Raw genomic sequence first — 16,859 nt, forward strand, 5'->3', positions numbered from 1 at the left:
GCAAAGAATAAGCTGCTTAAGGAACGGAAACATCTTCAACTACCTGCTAACGATAATTCCTATTAACGACTTGTATACTGTATTATGCTTAGTTACTAGTCTCTGATCTATAATTGTTGGAGCAGAAACCGAATATTCGCCCCTTACATCCTGAAGCCACCGTGTATCGAACTCAGCCCTAAAAGTCTTAGTCTGCCCAGGAGATAAATATTCGCTGGTAATCTTAGTCCCATACAACCCTTTGATATCATATAGTTTATGTGTTACTGTAAAGGTTCCTCCGGAGGAATCTATATTCTTAATCGTAATCTCCGATATATGATAGACTCCTCTAGACAAATCCCAGCTCTGCCTCAGAGTTGCAGAAACAACTTCATACTGACACTCTCTATAATAGGGTTCTACTGCAGTATATGTCACATCAACGGGTATTATCGGAACTAAACAAAAAATAAGCACGGCAAATCCTATAACTAATTTTACCGCATTACTCATGTTTTTAACTTTTTAAAAAATAGGATATATATTTTTCGATTTCTTCTCTGTTCAGCCGTAGGAATAAAAATGAGCTCATTGCTATTGAATTCTTCTGAGATATCTAAATCCCTAAAGTTAAAAAATCTATATGGGTATTTAGAATAAGTTAAAGCGCCCCCGCCGGGAATCGAACCCGGGTCTGAGGCTCCGAAGGCCTCCAGGATGTCCGCTACCCCACGGGGGCTTAAGACACAAAAAGTCAAAGATGCAACACTTTAATGTTTTCCTCTTGAGATGAAAATCTAAAAATTTAAAGCTTCGGAGAGAACTCGAAGTATGAAAATAGGTTTTGTTGGTGCGGGCAGAGTTGGAAGTTTATCTGCTTATGCTTGCCTTACAAACATGGATCTCAACGAAATTGCCTTGGTTGACATTGCAGAAGATTTGGCTGTTGGTGAGGCTATCGATCTATCTCATGCGGGTGCGTTGCTTGGCAAATTCCCAAAAATCGTTGGCGGAACTGATTACTCTTTGCTTAAAGGTTCCGAGGTGATTGTTGTAACTGCTGGCTTTGCAAGAAAACCGGGAATGACGAGGCTGGATCTTGCAACGAAGAACGTTGAAGTTATGCGGGAAGTTGTTAAGAACATTGTAAAGCACTCTAAGGAGAGCAAGATCCTTGTCGTGACGAATCCGATGGATCTCATGACCTATGTCGCATGGAGGGAAAGCGGGAAGAAGCGTGAAGAGGTTTTTGGAATGGGGAGCTTGCTTGACTCTGCAAGGCTTATGCAAAGACTGAACTCGATTGGAATAAGATCAGGAAAGGCTTGGATCATTGGAGAGCATGGAGACAGCATGTTCATCGCAGAAAGCCTTGCGGAAGTTAAGGCAAACTGGGAGCAGGTTGAAAAGGAAGTAAGGCAGATCGCTGCAGAAGTTATCAAGAGAAAAGGAGCAACTGTTTATGGGCCCGGCACAGCAGTTTACAGAATGGTTAAGGCGGTTGTTGAGGACACAGGCGAGATCATCCCGACGAGTGTTGTGCTAAACGGGGAGTATGGGATAAAAGATGTAGCCCTTGGAGTTCCCGCAAGGCTAAGCAAAAATGGTGCTGAAGTGGTTGAGCTTGAGCTGAGTGAAAAGGACTTGGAGAAGCTGAGGAATTCTGCTGAAATCCTGAAGAAATGGATAAAAGATATAGGATATTGAATTATTTCGTCCTCAGGCCTGTAAGAGCAACAAATATTCCAAGAATAGCCAATAGTGCCACAAATGGGAATACCATGAGGTAGGCTCCAAAAAGATCCTTTGACTGACCCGCAAGAAGGTTACCAATGACTGCTCCCGCTCCATAGGCTGTGTAAACAATACCGTAATTCCTTGCGTAGTCTTTTGTTCCAAAAAGAAATGCGGTGGCTGTTGGAGCTATCGCGAGCCAGCCTCCAAGATTTAGCCATAAAATTGCAAAGGAAAGAGTGTATGCAATAATAGATGTGGGATTGAGGAAAATGCTCAGGGAAGCAAGAAAGATCAAAGAGAAGGAGAGAATAGCGGTTCTCATAACTCCGATTTTATCTGTAATGAATCCAAAAAGAGGTCTCCCAATCCCATTGCATAGGGCAAATGGAACGATCAAAGCGGTGAGCAGAATTGAGATTTGCGCTTCGCCAATTCCCGCGTTTTGAGCGACTTCAAGCCCTGCGGGTTTTGATATGCCTATTGCCATAAGTCCCGCTAAAGTTCCAATCATAAAAGATGCCCACAATCCATAAAATTGCCTTGTTCGGATCATTTCTTCTCTTCTAAGCTCCATAAACACTTTTCTTTTCTCCTCGTGCATTGTCCACCCCGCAGGTCTCCATCCTTCTTGTGGAAAGCTTAAAAAAGTGGCAAAAAGCAAAATTAGAATGAAGAAGAGAACTCCAAGAATCCTAAATGTCAAAATTACTCCAAAATTAACTGCCAAGAAGTCAAAAACAGGAGCGATTATGGCTGCAGAAACCCCAAAGCCGAACAACGTTATACCAAGAGCTAAACCTCTTCGATCGGGGAACCATCTTCCAACTGACACAATAGGGCAATTGTATGCAACTCCAACGCCAATACCGCCTATAACTCCATATAAAACCGCTAAATCGAGCGGAGAAGATGCAAATGAGGCTGAAAACCACCCCAATCCGACTAAAATTGCTCCGAAGTATGCAACCTTTCTCGGACCAAATTTTTCTATATACTTACCCGCTATCGGCATTGTAATTGCGAAGAACAAGAGAAAGACGATGAATGGGATCTGCATCTCAGTTGCAGAAACCCTGAGCCCAAGATCTTCGAACAGCTTCCTTAAATGCACCTGAATAACGCTGTATGAATAAATTGAACCGAGACAAAGGTTTATGATAAGCCCAGAAATAACTATGAACCACCTGCTCCCCTCAGCTTCCGGCTTGGAGAATTGATCCATTGATCGCACCAATTGTTAAAATTGCAGTAAGATAAAAATTTAACTAAGGTTTCCGACTTTAAATTTCACAATTATTTGATTAAGAAAAGTTTAAATTTTAACTGGAGTATTCTTAAATATGATGGATTCAAAATACTTTGAAGAGGTTTTCAAAACCGCAAAAGCTTTTAATGAGTTCTTTTTAACGGTGACGAATCCGAGGACTTATTTTAAGGAGCTTACAGAAGAGGAATTGAATGAATTTTATAAAAATAGTGTAAAGCTTATTTTTGAGCTAAACAAAGCCTACTGGGGCTTTTTAAATGACTTAACAAAAGCATTTGCGAAGAGAGACGCCGAGGAGATTGCAAGATCCATAGGAAATGCAATGGCGAGAATTGAGGAGATCTATGCAGAGTATATGGACAACGCAGTTGTTTCTGCATGGGTTAATGCGATCAACAGTGCCTACATGCGAACCTTGCTGAATTTGCAGAACTTTACAAGTGCTATTCTGCATTCTCTCGGAATGGTCTCGAGAAAAGACGTGATTGCCCTTTCTGAAGCTTATGTGGATCTTAAAGGAGACATAAAGAAGGAGTCAAGGAAAATACTGGAGGAGATTAGGGTTTTAAAGGAAAAGATTGAAAAACTTGAAAAAGAAGGAGGTGCTTCCAATGTTCAGTGAGGTGCTTAGGAATTACAGAAGGGCTTTAAAGCTTACCGAGTGGTTTATAAAGAATTCTAATTTTCTGCCAATTACCGAGGACAAGCCTTATCTAATCCCAGATGTTGAAGTTGGAGCAACACCAAGAGTTGAGATCTCCTCAGACGACGGAGTAAAGCTTTATCGATATGAGCCAAGAACAGAAAAGCAATACGAAGTGCCATTGCTGATCGTTTACGCTTTGATCAACAAGCCATACATTCTTGATCTGACGCCGCAGAGAAGTGTGGTGCGAAAACTGCTCGAAGCGGGCTTTAACGTTTATATGATCAAGTGGGGCGATGCTACGATTGCGGATCAGTTCTCTTTGGACAGCTACATCGACATTTTCCTTGCTGACTTTGTAGAAGACGTCAAGAGAGATGCAAATTCAAACAAAGTTTCGATCCTCGGCTACTGCATGGGTGGCGGAATGAGTGCAATGTATACCGCACTTTATCCCGAGAACGTGAAGAACATAATCTTCCTTGCCTCAACCCTTTACTTCGACAAGAAAATTGGCGGACTCATGACTCTCTCAGATAAAAGATTCTTCAATCCCGAAGAAATTGTTGCGCCCTTTGGTTATGTGCCCTCATGGTTTTTGACTGAGAGATTCAAGATCCTCGAACCTTGGGGCAACTATTTTGGCAAATACATCAACCTGTTCATGAATGCTGAGGATGAGGAATTCATAGATGACTTCTTCAGAATGGAACGCTGGATCCACGATGGTGTTAATGTTGCTCCCGGGGCTTATGTGAGATACAACCAGGAGCTTTACCAGAACAACGCGCTTGCGGAAGGAAAGCTCTACATTAAGGGAAAGAGAGTTGATCCAAAGAAGATCACAATGCCGGCCGCAGCTGTTGTTGGCTTAAGAGATCACTTGGCACCACCAGAAAACACGCTGAAATTCTTGGATGTAATCGGAAGCAAAGACAAGGCAGTTTTCAAGGCTGACGTTGGCCATGTTGGACTTGTGGTTTCACGTCGAGGAATGGCTTTGTGGGATGAAGTCGCGAAGTGGCTTGCAGAAAGAAGCGGAAGCTTAAAGAAGACAAAAGAGATCTGAATGTTCAAACCAAAGGCTATAGCGGTAGACATAGATGGCACGATCACGGATCGAAGACGGGCACTAAATTTAAGAGCAGTTGAAGCCCTGAGGAGGCTGAAGATCCCGGTGATCCTTGCGACTGGCAACGTTCCATGCTTCGCCAAGGCGGTTGCAAAGGTGATTGGCGTCTCTGATATCGTTATCTGCGAAAACGGCGGAGTTGTGCGATTCAGCTACGATGGCGAGGACATAATCCTTGGAAACAAAGAAAAATGCCTGAAGGCTCTTGAGGAACTCAAAAAGCACTTCAGTGTTGAACTATTAGACTTCGAATATCGCAAATCAGAGGTTTGCATGAGAAGAAATTTCGACATTCAAAAGGCGAGAGAGATCCTAAGAGATTTCGATGTCAGACTTCTCGACTCTGGCTTTGCCTATCACATTGCGGATGCTAAAGTTAGCAAGGGCAGAGCACTGGAGTTCATAGCCAAACATTTGAAGATTGACACGAAGGATTTTGCGGTCATTGGCGATTCTGAAAATGACATAGAGATGTTTGAAGTAGCTGGCTTCAGGATTGCGGTAGGGAATGCTGATCTAAGGCTAAAGGAACTTGCAGATCTTATCACACCGTCAAACGATGGCGACGGGGTTGTTGAAGCACTTGAGTTTCTGAGGCTAATTTAGCTGTCAAAAGGTTTAATTCTAATCTTTTACCGAGAATTATCTCGATAGCTTCTTCTATTTTTGGCAGAAGCTCCATGGATGGTCTCAAATCCCTCTTCAGACGGACATTTTTGCAGAAGTCATCAACGTAAACGAAGAATTCCTCATTTTCGAATTCGAATAAAGCGGTTTCTTCACCTTTTTTTAGAACCGAGAAAGGATATAGCTTGCAAGCTACTGGCTTAAGATTACCTAAGGAGCAAAGATTTCCTCGCTGGAACGGGCAAAGATTTCCAATCTTTTTTATGTAAAACCTCCCCGCTCTTTCCTCGATGAAGCCAGTATTTCTGAGCTTCAAATATTCGTATGCTCTCAGCCTCACCCGATACTCCTTGCAACAATCCCCACAAGCTTCGCAGTGCCAGGAAGCTACAAGCCTCCATGGCACGTGCATAAAGCTAATTGACGTCTGAGATTAAATTTCTTATTCAAAAACTTTTGAGGGGATAGAGTTTTATCTTATCACGCGAAGTAAGATTATGGACAAAAAGCTTGAAGATAATCTGCTCGCAGAAGAGGTCGTTAAGATCGCTGAAAAAGATTTAGAATTGGCTGAAAAGCTCGCTGAAAGCATTCAGGATCATGAAGCAAAGGTTATGGCTTTTTTAAACCTCTACATGATTTCCAAAAGGCAGGATTTCTTAGATAAAGCGATTAAGAATGCCAGAAGCGATACCGATTACCTGAGAATTGTCGAGATCAGCGGTTTGGACTTAGCAGATAGCATAAAAGACCCCTATAAGCGAGATCTCGCTTATGTGTCACTTTTTGAAAGAACTTGCAATTTCAATTATTCTGAAAAGATCAAAGACAAGAAAATAGCTTCTGCGAGCATGAAAAGGGTCTCAGAGAAGCTTGGATCTCCAGAAAACTTAAAAGTTGCGAGGAGAATTCCAGATGCTTACTATCGATGCTTGGCTTTGGTTGAGATCTCAGACAAAGAAAAATTAGACCTTAGAGCAGAAATATTGGATTCTCTGAATGCAATAGAGAACATCTGGCTAAGAAAATGGCTTGAAGCTCGCCTGAGAGCGAATTCAAAGCTCTAATAAAAATTTAAGAGGCTAATTACATTCAAACGACTCTGCGATTTTGATCAGATCTTCTTCGCTTAGCTCAGATGAAATTCGAATGTAAATATCTTTGCATTTGAATTGGAGTGTTTTAAATCCGTATAAATCCGAAATGTTGCCTTCAACTTTGCCAATCTTTACGATCTTGGAATCTGGCAGCAAAGTCTCGTTGCGAGATTCTACGATCGTTAGATAGCTATTTCCTTTTTTATAAAGCAATGAAACTTCTTCATCGAGCTCGGAAACCATCGCATAATCAAATTCATATTCAGCTGTGTATTTAGGAACCAAGATTTCGAAGTCGACGTTACGCTTTGCTTCCTCAATTGTCAGTTTGGCTGGCATTTGGAGTTTAAGTTCCGAGATCTTCGCTTCTGGCGGGGGAGTGAACTCAAATAGCTCATCGCTAATTCCTGAGTTGAAACTTAAATTTCTATACTCCACTACTGACTTCGATTTATTGCCAAGCACGTCGAATTCCATTTCGATCTTTATCGGATACCAGAACTCTTTTTCTACCCACATTTTCAGTTTCATGCCAAGAATATTCTCCGCCTTTGGTTTCGCATCTATGACATAGCAGTCTCTCCCGTTAATTTTTTCACTGCCCAGTGCCTTTAAATCATAATTCTCCAGCAACTCCTCGATGATTCGGCTGTAGCTAAAAGCCTCCTTGAAAAACTCCTCGAACTCAGAAGTGCTTGTAATCTTGATCACTTCATTCTTTTTCTTGTCATATATCCATGAAATCTCCCCATTAGATACCATAAGCATCTCGTCGTTCTCTTGCCTCATTTTGTTCTCTTTGGTCCATATTTTCCAACTTTGACTGAAAATCTCATTTCCGTAATAACTTGTCACAGTGTATTCCCCCTGTATGTCCTTAATGGAACGATATTTTTCCTCCATGTTTTTTGCAATCTGCTCAGCGGTCATTTCAGCACAGCCAAGGAGCAAAACCACGAGAACTATAGTCAAAGGCACTTCCAACCTCACACAATCACCTCAATTTGTAAATAGCTAACAAACATTTATAATTTTTGCTTTCTGTCCACATATAACAAATTAGGAATTATGGTAAGCATACACAAGCACAAGATTGCCCGCTGAGTCTCTCAAATAAAGCGTGTCACCCTCGTTGTTCCATATAGCATTGCATTCGTAGCCAGTAGAGCACCAGTATAGGCTCTGCTTAGTATTTATTCCACAACCTGTGTAAAGCGTTACTTTTCCACCACTTTCCAGCACGAATTCGGGAAATACAAAAGGCTTTCGCGAAGATTCATCGCTAACTGTCCAATTTGTAAGCTCACAAGAATAAGGGCAGTTGTTTACGAACACCACGTATTCGTTATTTAGATTGACGCAATCATCTCCTTCTGCGTTCCATTTAAAGTAGGCAATGCCTATACAATCCCCACAACCTTCTGCTTTCTTCCAAATGCCGAGCTGTAGCGACTTTGCGAGTTTCTCCGCTTCAAGTAGTTCTTTTTCGTATTTTCTGTTCTCTCCGACGAAGTAAGTTCTTGCAAGTCCCTCCTGGACAAGGATTAAGTTCACAAAGGTGTTGTTTACAAAAACGTATCTTAGAAGCCTGCCATATTGGTCTCTGTCTTCCACATCTCTCTCAAGGACAACTTCTTTTCCTTCGATTAGTTCTTTAAGTCTGTTTTTTGCCTCTTCATAGAACTTTTGACCTTTTTCAGGGGCATTTATGCCAATAAGTCTAACTCTATCACCATTGGAAAGCTCAAATGTATCTCCGTCTATGACTCTTGAAACATAGAGCTTTTCTTCAGTGGCTTTTTGAATTACTGGAAGCTGTGTGTTGGGAGATTGTATTTGGGGATCTTCTGGAATTTGCGGAACTACTTCTGATGCTTTTTGCTGTAAACAGCAACAGAGCATGATTGCAAGGATCAGCAGAGTGATTCGCACAGAATAATTCCGGTATAGGGGAATATATCCTTTATGATGAAAAAATTAATTTGCAAGCTTTGCAAAGAAGCGATATGCGTTCTCAGACTAAGTGGGGTCTGGCTTTCATAATTCTTGGCTTTTTGCTTCTGCCCCTCTTTTTGCCCCTCACGTTGTTATATTCTGTTCCCCTGATCGCCATTGGTTTGGCGTTGATTTTATTTAGGCATAGAGAAGAGATCATTGAAAAACCATGAGGTGATCTTATGGAAGAGATCATCATAACCACGACCGATTTCGTGCCGGGCTTTGAGATTGAAAGTGTTATAGGAGTTGTTTTCGGAAATACAGTCAGAGCGAAGCACATCGGCAAAGACATCTCAGCGCTTTTCAAGAACATTGTTGGCGGTGAAATTCAGGAATACACCGAAATGCTGTCTGAGGCAAGAAAAGAAGCTCTGAACAGGATGATCAAGAATGCAAAGGAGCTTGGAGCGGATGCTGTTTTAAACGTCAGATTTGCAACTTCTCAAACCATGGCGGGAGCAGCGGAGCTTTTGGCTTATGGAACTGCGGTTAAACTGAAAAAGAAATATTGAATGTGCCCAAAATTATTTTTTAGACTAAAGAATGGAAGCGGATAGAAATCGTTATATTCCCCCGCTTTCTAACAGGAATATGAGAAGATCACTGCTCGACATATTAGCATGTCCTAAATGCAAATCCGATCTCGATTTGGAGGTTTTTGAGGAAGATCAAAACGAGATAATTTCTGGAAAGCTCATCTGCAGGAAGTGTAATGTTTCCTATCCGATTGAAGACGGAATTCCTAATTTGCTACCACAGTTATGAAGTTCATTGTCGTTACTGGCGGAGTGATGAGCGGACTTGGCAAGGGAATTACTGCAGCTTCCATAGGCAGACTTCTCGTTGATCTGGGCTATAGAGTTGTTCCTATAAAGATCGACCCTTACATAAACATCGACGCAGGCACGATGAATCCTTTCCAGCATGGCGAGGTTTACGTGCTCAAAGATGGCACCGAAGTAGATCTTGATCTCGGGCATTATGAACGCTTCATAGGCATGGAGCTAACTGGAGATCACAACATCACCACTGGGAAGATCTACCGCCGTGTAATTGAGAAGGAAAGACGTGGCGAATACCTTGGGCAGACGGTGCAGATAATCCCTCACGTAACGGATGAGATAAAGTCCTGGATCAGGGAAGTTGCAAAAAAGAACAACGCCGAGATCTGTCTTATTGAAATCGGAGGCACCGTGGGAGACATCGAGAGCATGCCATTCCTTGAGGCGATAAGGCAGATGAGAATTGAGGAGAGAGAAGAGGACTTTTTGCTCGTTCACGTCACTTTGATTCCACTCGATGCAGGCGGGGAGCAAAAGACCAAGCCGACACAGCACAGCGTGAAGGAGCTTCGGGAACTCGGGCTTTATCCTGACGTGATCGTTGGGAGATGCAAAGAAAAGCTAAAAGAATCGACAAAGAGGAAGATCGCACTCTTCTGCGACGTAGAAGTTGAGGCGGTGATCAGCAACGAGGACTGCGACATTTACGAAGTTCCGCTGAAGTTTAAGGAGGAGAAGCTTGATGATGTTATTTTGCGGAAGTTGAAGCTTGAAAAAAGAAAGCAGGACACTGAATGGGAAGAATTCGTTAAAAGAATGCGAGAGTTAAAAGAAGAAGTCGATATAGCAATTGTGGGCAAATACGTGGACGTTAAGGATGCTTATTTGAGCATAAAAGAGGCTTTGAAGCACGCCGGGATACATTTGGGCTGTAAGGTAAACTGCATATGGATCGACAGTGAAAAGGTTGAAAAGGGGGAAGTAAAGCTTGATTATGATGGCATTTTAGTGCCTGGCGGTTTTGGTAAAAGAGGAGCAGAGGGAAAAATAAAGGCAATAGAGTTTGCAAGAACGAAAAACGTGCCTTTTCTTGGCATTTGTTTTGGTTTTCAGCTTGCTGTGGTCGAATTTTCGAGAAATGTTTGTGATCTTAAGAACGCCAACAGTTCTGAAATTGACAAGGCAGAGCATTGTGTTATAGACCTGCTCCCAGAGCAGAAAGAGATCAGAGAATTCGGTGGAACTATGAGACTTGGGGAAATAGAAGTGACGATAAAGCCGGGAACAATGGCTCACCGACTTTATGGCAGGGAAAAAGTCTATGAAAGGCACAGGCATCGATATGAAGTGAACCCAGACTATATACCCTTGCTTGAAAGCAAAGGCCTTGTTTTCAGCGGGTGGTCTGACAATAAGCGAAGAATGGAGATACTTGAAATTCCGAGTCATCGATTTTTCTTTGCGACACAATTCCATCCTGAATTTAAGTCTCGACCGCTCTCGCCCTCTCCCCCATTTTTGGGATTTGTTAAGGCTGTGTTGGATTTCAGAATAGAAAAGATGTCAAGGGTTCGATAAGGATTATATATCGAAATTTTAATTCAACTCATGCCAATCGACCCGGCTTTGAAAGAGATTATGAAATTATACAGGCAACTTCCGCCATTTGATCGTTCAATTTCGGCTCAGAGATACCGCGAAATCATCAATCCACTTTTTGAACGTGTCACGAATTCAGTTGAGGAGAATGTGGCAAGAGTTGAAGACATCTTTATTAGAGGTAGAAACGGCGATATTCGGCTTAGAGTATACCAGCAAAAACCAAATAGCCCAGTCCTTGTTTACTATCATGGCGGTGGATTCGTTATTTGTAGCATTGAAACCCACGATTCGATTTGCAGAAGAATAGCAAGGCTTTCGAATGCAACTGTGGTCTCGGTTGATTATCGCCTCGCTCCTGAGCACAAGTTTCCATCTGCAGTAATCGATGCCTATGATGCACTGAAATGGGTCTGGGAAAACGGAGAAAAAATTGAAGTTGATACAGACAAAATTTTTGTGGGTGGAGATAGTGCTGGAGGAAATCTTGCCACCGTTGTGAGCATCATGGCAAGGGATAATGGCGAGGATTTTATTAAGGGACAGATTCTGGTTTATCCTGTTGTGAATCTTGCAGGAATCACTTCTTCATGGCTTGAGTATTCTTCATTTGGTATACTTTTGCACGAAATAATGCTATGGTTCTCACAACAATATCTGAGAACTAAAGAAGACGCTCTTGACCCACGTGCATCACCAATCTATGCAGATCTTAGCAATCTCCCTCCGGCGCTAATTGTAACTGCAGAATACGATCCTCTTCGAGATGAAGGAGAGACCTATGGAGCTCTGATGAGAAAAAGCGGAAGTTCTGCGGTAGTTGTTAGATACAACGGAATGATGCACGGATTTTTGAACCTTTATCCGTATCTTGATGCAGGCAAAGAATTAATAGCTCAAATCTCTGCAAAAATAGCCGGTTTTTAGCCTAATTTTCTTCTCAATTCATTTATCTCTTTTCTGAGTTCTGTAGTTGATCGGAAAAGAAGATGCGTAATGAGTCCAAATACAAAGAACTGAACGCCCATTAGAATGAACATGGTGGTAAGCATTGCGAGTAAAATATGCGTTATACCTCTAAACCAGCCGTAAAGAACGTAAAGCCCTGTTATAAGGCCAAGAAACAGAAATATTGCCCCAAGAAGATATATATATCGAGCTGGACTGTATCGTCTTAGCATTTCGTATATTGCCTTTCCGATTCTAAAACCATCTCTTATGGGCTTTAATTTCGTCTTACCTTCTCTTTTGCGATAGCTTATCGGAACTTCTGTTACTCTAAAGCCTTTAGCAAGTGTTTCAACCGTTAGCTCCACTTCGACTTCAAATCCGGACTTTTTTATCTCGATACTCTTGTAAACTTCTTTTTTTAGTGCTCTATAGCCAGATAGAATATCATTTAGGCTGACACCGTAGGCGAATCTGAAAAAAAAGTTCAAAATTTTATTTCCAAATAAGTTGAGCCTTGTGAAAGCACCCTTTTCATAGCTATGGAATCTGTTTCCAATTACATGGTCTGATAGTCCACTCTTTATGGGTTCAAGTAGTTTGTGAACTTCTTCTGCAGGATAGCTGCCATCTCCATCCACAAGGACGATAACGTCGCTGTCAAGGATTTTGAATGCATCCGATACAGCATTTCCTTTACCTTTGCCAGTTTGGAGTATCACTTTTGCTCCATTTTTCTCTGCAATCTCTCTTGTCCTGTCTTTACTTCCCCCATCCACTACCAGAACGTCGAATCCAAGTCTTTTGAAATCCGCAACTACTCCGCCAATCCCCTTCTCTTCGTTAAGCGTTGGAACAACGATGGTTACATTCATCAGATTCTCGAAATTCTCAGCAGGCTTTTAACTGGCACGGTCTCAATTCTACCTCCCTTGTCCGCAACTACTGCAACACCGAGAACTTTTCCTCCGCTTTTCTCTATGACTTCTATGGCCCCTCTAACAGTTCTTCCTGTCGATATTATGTCGTCAACTATAACGCATTTCTTCCCTGTAACCTTTGCAAAATTCTCGCTGAGAATTCCCTCCTTTACTTCCTGGCCACTTACCTTTGCTGGATAGTATATTGCAAGCTCGGCTGAAAGCTCTTCTGCAACCATTGTTGACAGCGGAATACCGCTGGTTGCTATCCCCACGACCACATCGAGATCTTCGAAATTCTCCATAATCATGTCTGCAAGTGCAACTGCGATCATCCTTAAACGCCACGGTTTAACGAGATTAGACCACTCTATGTAGATATCGGATGGGGGAGTTTGTGTAGCCCTCGTCAATAGCCATACAGCCGTGTCTAAGGAAACATTTAATTCGTCTGCGATCTCTTCTGTGGCCATTCCTTTTTCCTTCAACCTTCTTGCTTTTTCAATCAAACTCTCAATCTTCATTTTTTCACCTTCCTTATTACCGTTTCACCACCACATATCGGGCAAACATCGCTTTCAACTTTTCTACCACACCCCCTACATATCCTTACCCACTTAAAACCTTTCGATATTCTGGGATGGATCACACTCTCAAACTCTATTCCAAGAGCCATTGCAACGTTCTGTATGGAGTAGTCATCTGTTACAAGGACTACTTCGTTTCCCTTTTCTTTTTCGTCAAGAGCTTTTGCTAGAACTTTTAGATCGGTGTCTGAAAGCTTGTATATGTCTCCTGTTCTTGTTGATATTTCTTTTACAATTCTTAAACTCTGCTCGCTGGCACTTTCAACTTTAAGCTCTTTTACACTAAAGTATAAAGAGGAATTCTCATCTAGGATTTCTGAAACTACTTCTGGCACAGTTATCATGTTTGGATACACTGCCTTTCTTTGAAAAATCGCTCTCGTGTCGAGCACATAGACTCGCACACAGTAGGTTGTATAAAAAGGTTAAAAAATTTACTCCAAAACCCCTTTCACTTCTTTGGCCAACAATTCCGCAACGCTTATTCTTGAATAAATTTTTTCGATGGTGTCGGTCGCAGTGATATCAGCAATGCCTGCAGAAAATAGCTTTATGGGCGCAAATTCTGCCAATACAGCGTGAACACATGCGGTCTCGACTTTTTTCGCTCCGAGTTCGTATAGCTTTTTTGTTGCCTCAACAACTGTTCCGCCAGTCGAGATTATATCGTCTACAATAACAACCTGTTTTCCAGCGACATCAAGATTCTTCGGTGTGATTTCAACTGTCTGAGCATCAATTCTCTTCTTTTCCAGCCAATCCCATTCGCAGTTCGCAACTTTTGCCGCATTCTTCACACGCTCTGCAGAACCCTTATCTGGCGAAACCATTACGATGTCTCTCCCTTTAAAGTGGTTGCCAATAAGAGGCATTGCGTCTAAATCTGTTAACCTTTTGAAACTCTCTTTTGCTTTAATGCTATGGATGTTTACAGTTAGAACCCTATCTGCTCTTTCTTCGAGCATCTTTGCGAGAACTCTTATACTTACTGCTTCCCCCTTTAAAAACTCTCGATCCTGCCTTGCGTATCCCATGTATGGTATAATGGCTATAATTTCGCCTTTTAAGGCGTCAAAAAGTAAATTCAGGAGAACTACGTCTTCGTTAGAGCAGACGCTCCCTACAACCAAATGTGATTTTTCATCGCTCTCGGCTCTTACATAAAGCTCTGAATCTGGAAATCTCTTGTATTGAACGTTTGCAATCCTTAAATTGAGAATTTCTGCAATTTTCTTGCCAAGCGTTGGAGACGAGGGGCAGATTACGAGATCCATAAAAATATGTTGGGCTTATTTATTTTTTGTAGAACCTCAGTAGTTCAACAGGAACTGGCAGGACGATCGTCGTATTCTTTTCAGCTGCCACCTCGTTCAGAGTCTGGAGATATCTTAAGAACAGCGACCCCTCACTTTGAGCTAAAACATCAGCAGCCTCTTTGAGCTTCATGGCCGCCTGATACTCTCCTTCCGCTCTTATAATTTTCGATCTTCTCTCTCTTTCTGCCTCTGCCTGCATGGCCATTACTCTTCGCATCTCTTCTGGGAGCTCCACGTCTTTAATCTCAACTGCAGTAACCTTTATTCCCCATGGATTTGTGGCTTCATCGATTATTTGCTGGAGTCTTATATTTAATTTATCTCTTTCTGAAAGAACTTCGTCGAGTTCTGCTTGACCTATTATGCTTCTAAGTGTCGTTTGAGCTATTTGTGCAGTTGCATACATGTAGTTGGAAACTTCTGTTACAGCCTTTGCGGGATCAACAACTCGATAGTAAACAACCGCGTTTACTTTCACAGTAACATTATCCTTTGTCACAACTTCCTGTGCCGGAACGTCGTAGGTTACTGTTCTCAAATCAACTTTGACCATGCTATCTAAAATTGGAATTATAAAGAACAAACCTGGTCCTTTTGCTCCTATCAGCCTCCCAAGCCTGAATATAACACCCCTTTCGTATTCCTTCACTATTCTTATTGCAGACGCTAAGAAAATAAGCAAAATTAGGGCTATTCCTATCCAATACCACTCCATGCTCTAAGTTTACGAATTACTTATTAAGCTTTTTGTGGAAGTGATACATATTCTTCAGAACTCTCACAGCTCTCTCAGGAGTTGAATAAACCGGAAAGTTCTTTTCCATTTGCCTTTTCACGTCTCTGAGCGGTTCAACATCTTCTTTCATTGTGAAAATTATGGGCTTGGAGTATTTTTTGAACTCCGTTAGCACATCGAGATCCATACCAAGGAGACTTGGAATAAATATCCCAGAAATCACAGCATCCACTTGTTCATCTTCACAAAGCAATCTTAAAACGTCAAAGAAAACCATGTCGCCTGATCTTTCAATTATCGGATATAGGTCGATCGGGTTTTGAACTGTATGCCACTCCGGAGCCAATTCTTGAAGCCTTGTCTTTGTTTTTTCAGAGAAAACAGCAATTTTCATTCCATTCTCTTCCACCGCATCAGCAGACATAACGCATTCTGCTCCTGAAGGCTGGATAACTCCAATCCTGTTTCCTTTAGGTATTGGAAGCAAAGCCAAGGCTTTTACGGTGTCGACAAATTCCTCGTAATCTTTCAACTTTAAAACACCTGCCTGATTGCAAACGCCTTCGAAGATGTCATCTCCCTTTGATATCGATGCGGTATGACTTAAAGCACTTCTTTTTCCAGCTTCAGTTCTTCCAGACTTCAAAATCACTACAGGTTTTTGAGCTCTCTTAAGCACTTCAAATAGCTTTCTACCGTTCACAAAGCCTTCGAGATACATCCCTATAACCTTGGTCTTGTCGTCTTTAAGCAAGAACTCCAGAGAATCGATTTCGTTTATATCGCACTTGTTGCCGATTGCAATGAGCTTGCTGATGCCTACATGGTGCAGGGATAGAAGCATAAAATTAGCAACTGCGCCACTTTGCGAGACAACGCTTATTCCACCTTCTTTTATGCTAATTGCAGAGAGGAACTGTGAGAAAAATGATGTAAACTTTGTTTCCGGATCAAGAACACCCATCGTGTTCGGACCTATGATGCTGATCCCCTTACTTCTTGCAATTCTCACTATTTCCTCTTCGAGTTCTTTGCCCTTCTCCCAGCCTTCTGCAAATCCACCGCTTATGACCACTATGCCTTTAACACCCTTTTCAGCACACTCCTCAACAACCTGCAGTGCATTTCGGGAGGGAACGGCGATTATAGCTATATCGATGTTATCCGGAATTGATTTAACGCTCGGATAACATTTATATCCGTATATCTCGTCTGCAGCGACGTTAACAGGATAAACTTTACCTTCGAAACCCAAAGACTTTAAATTGAGGACTATTGTGTTCCCGGGCTTCCCCGGCGTTCTCGAAGCTCCAACGACTGCAACGCTCCTTGGAGTAAAGAAGAAGCTTATGTCCCTCGCTTCGTAATCAAAACTCCTTCGCTTGCCCTTAACAATCCTTGCGTCAGCAACAAAGCAACCATTCTCGTTCGCAAAAACCGGATTGAGATCCATCTCAACAATGCTCTCATTCTCAACGATCTCGC

At 42.0% G+C, this 16,859-nt stretch carries 21 protein-coding genes and 1 tRNA gene; 10 read left to right on the top strand and 12 right to left on the bottom strand.

Annotated features, from left to right (window positions below):
* Positions 1–39 precede the first annotated feature (39 nt).
* Together QXI54_05330 and QXI54_05335 are read right to left on the bottom strand one after the other, a co-directional pair.
* Positions 40–495, bottom strand: coding sequence for a hypothetical protein (locus tag QXI54_05330; GenBank protein ID MEM0302573.1), 456 nt, complete (start codon positions 493–495; stop codon positions 40–42).
* A gap of 154 nt (positions 496–649) precedes the next feature.
* Positions 650–721: transfer RNA gene (locus tag QXI54_05335), tRNA-Arg, on the bottom strand.
* A 92-nt stretch (positions 722–813) separates the two neighbouring features.
* On the opposite strand from QXI54_05335, the gene QXI54_05340 reads away from it, so the two are divergent.
* Positions 814–1,689, top strand: a complete 876-nt coding sequence (locus QXI54_05340; protein ID MEM0302574.1) for a malate dehydrogenase — start codon at positions 814–816, stop codon at positions 1,687–1,689.
* 1 nt (position 1,690) lies between these two features.
* Here the strand turns inward: QXI54_05340 and QXI54_05345 are convergent, their stop codons facing one another.
* Entirely contained in the window at positions 1,691–2,941 is a 1,251-nt protein-coding gene (locus QXI54_05345; protein MEM0302575.1) for an OFA family MFS transporter, read from the bottom strand.
* A 118-nt stretch (positions 2,942–3,059) separates the two neighbouring features.
* Here QXI54_05345 and QXI54_05350 point away from each other — a divergent pair, with 118 nt between their 5' ends.
* From QXI54_05350 to QXI54_05360, 3 genes are read left to right on the top strand one after another with little or no spacing between them, the layout of a single operon-like run.
* Entirely contained in the window at positions 3,060–3,608 is a 549-nt protein-coding gene (locus QXI54_05350; GenBank protein MEM0302576.1) for a hypothetical protein, read from the top strand.
* A complete protein-coding gene (locus tag QXI54_05355; GenBank protein MEM0302577.1) occupies positions 3,598–4,701 on the top strand; it encodes an alpha/beta fold hydrolase in 1,104 nt (367 codons plus the stop codon). The genes QXI54_05350 and QXI54_05355 overlap by 11 nt, the downstream gene beginning before the upstream one ends.
* The gene (locus QXI54_05360) at positions 4,702–5,370 is read left to right on the top strand and encodes a phosphoglycolate phosphatase (GenBank protein ID MEM0302578.1); all 669 of its coding nucleotides are present in this window, start codon (positions 4,702–4,704) and stop codon (positions 5,368–5,370) included.
* On the opposite strand, the gene QXI54_05365 is transcribed toward QXI54_05360, so the two are convergent.
* A complete protein-coding gene (locus tag QXI54_05365) occupies positions 5,309–5,803 on the bottom strand; it encodes a YkgJ family cysteine cluster protein (protein MEM0302579.1) in 495 nt (164 codons plus the stop codon). The genes QXI54_05360 and QXI54_05365 overlap by 62 nt on opposite strands.
* An 85-nt stretch (positions 5,804–5,888) precedes the next feature.
* Between QXI54_05365 and QXI54_05370 the strand changes: the two genes are divergently transcribed.
* The gene (locus QXI54_05370) at positions 5,889–6,458 is read left to right on the top strand and encodes a hypothetical protein (GenBank protein MEM0302580.1); all 570 of its coding nucleotides are present in this window, start codon (positions 5,889–5,891) and stop codon (positions 6,456–6,458) included.
* 15 nt (positions 6,459–6,473) lie between these two features.
* Here QXI54_05370 and QXI54_05375 read toward each other — a convergent pair whose 3' ends face one another.
* Together QXI54_05375 and QXI54_05380 are read right to left on the bottom strand one after the other, a co-directional pair.
* A complete protein-coding gene (locus tag QXI54_05375; GenBank protein ID MEM0302581.1) occupies positions 6,474–7,478 on the bottom strand; it encodes an outer membrane lipoprotein carrier protein LolA in 1,005 nt (334 codons plus the stop codon).
* 69 nt (positions 7,479–7,547) lie between these two features.
* Positions 7,548–8,420, bottom strand: a complete 873-nt coding sequence (locus tag QXI54_05380) for a thermonuclease family protein (protein MEM0302582.1) — start codon at positions 8,418–8,420, stop codon at positions 7,548–7,550.
* 74 nt (positions 8,421–8,494) lie between these two features.
* On the opposite strand from QXI54_05380, the gene QXI54_05385 reads away from it, so the two are divergent.
* The 5 genes from QXI54_05385 to QXI54_05405 all read left to right on the top strand — a co-directional run bounded on the left by QXI54_05385 (position 8,495) and on the right by QXI54_05405 (position 11,794).
* Positions 8,495–8,656 carry a hypothetical protein gene (locus tag QXI54_05385; GenBank protein ID MEM0302583.1) on the top strand — a complete coding sequence of 54 codons (162 nt, stop codon included), beginning with the start codon at positions 8,495–8,497 and terminating at the stop codon, positions 8,654–8,656.
* A 9-nt stretch (positions 8,657–8,665) separates the two neighbouring features.
* Positions 8,666–8,998, top strand: a complete 333-nt coding sequence (locus QXI54_05390; protein ID MEM0302584.1) for a YbjQ family protein — start codon at positions 8,666–8,668, stop codon at positions 8,996–8,998.
* Positions 8,999–9,077: 79 nt separating this feature from the next.
* Positions 9,078–9,251, top strand: coding sequence for a methytransferase partner Trm112 (locus QXI54_05395; protein ID MEM0302585.1), 174 nt, complete (start codon positions 9,078–9,080; stop codon positions 9,249–9,251).
* Positions 9,248–10,846 carry a CTP synthase (glutamine hydrolyzing) gene (pyrG, locus tag QXI54_05400; GenBank protein ID MEM0302586.1) on the top strand — a complete coding sequence of 533 codons (1,599 nt, stop codon included), beginning with the start codon at positions 9,248–9,250 and terminating at the stop codon, positions 10,844–10,846. The genes QXI54_05395 and pyrG overlap by 4 nt, the downstream gene beginning before the upstream one ends.
* A gap of 30 nt (positions 10,847–10,876) precedes the next feature.
* Positions 10,877–11,794 (top strand): alpha/beta hydrolase, encoded by a 918-nt coding sequence (locus tag QXI54_05405; GenBank protein ID MEM0302587.1) that lies wholly within the window; start codon positions 10,877–10,879, stop codon positions 11,792–11,794.
* Here QXI54_05405 and aglJ read toward each other — a convergent pair.
* From aglJ to QXI54_05435, 6 genes are all read right to left on the bottom strand, one after another.
* Positions 11,791–12,690 carry an S-layer glycoprotein N-glycosyltransferase AglJ gene (gene aglJ / locus QXI54_05410; protein MEM0302588.1) on the bottom strand — a complete coding sequence of 300 codons (900 nt, stop codon included), beginning with the start codon at positions 12,688–12,690 and terminating at the stop codon, positions 11,791–11,793. The two genes, QXI54_05405 and aglJ, sit on opposite strands and share 4 nt — an antisense overlap.
* On the bottom strand, positions 12,690–13,259 hold the full coding sequence (locus QXI54_05415; GenBank protein MEM0302589.1) for an orotate phosphoribosyltransferase-like protein: 570 nt from the start codon (positions 13,257–13,259) through the stop codon (positions 12,690–12,692). The genes aglJ and QXI54_05415 overlap by 1 nt, the downstream gene beginning before the upstream one ends.
* Positions 13,256–13,726 carry an NOB1 family endonuclease gene (locus tag QXI54_05420; GenBank protein MEM0302590.1) on the bottom strand — a complete coding sequence of 157 codons (471 nt, stop codon included), beginning with the start codon at positions 13,724–13,726 and terminating at the stop codon, positions 13,256–13,258. The genes QXI54_05415 and QXI54_05420 overlap by 4 nt, the downstream gene beginning before the upstream one ends.
* Before the next feature lie 30 nt (positions 13,727–13,756).
* The gene (gene prs / locus QXI54_05425) at positions 13,757–14,596 is read right to left on the bottom strand and encodes a ribose-phosphate diphosphokinase (protein MEM0302591.1); all 840 of its coding nucleotides are present in this window, start codon (positions 14,594–14,596) and stop codon (positions 13,757–13,759) included.
* A gap of 19 nt (positions 14,597–14,615) precedes the next feature.
* A complete protein-coding gene (locus QXI54_05430; GenBank protein MEM0302592.1) occupies positions 14,616–15,353 on the bottom strand; it encodes a slipin family protein in 738 nt (245 codons plus the stop codon).
* A 16-nt stretch (positions 15,354–15,369) separates the two neighbouring features.
* The coding region (locus QXI54_05435) for a CoA-binding protein (GenBank protein ID MEM0302593.1) at positions 15,370–16,859 on the bottom strand (1,490 nt) is incomplete at its 5' end.

It is taken from the genome of Archaeoglobaceae archaeon (assembly GCA_038734275.1).
Taxonomy (GTDB): domain Archaea; phylum Halobacteriota; class Archaeoglobi; order Archaeoglobales; family Archaeoglobaceae; genus WYZ-LMO2.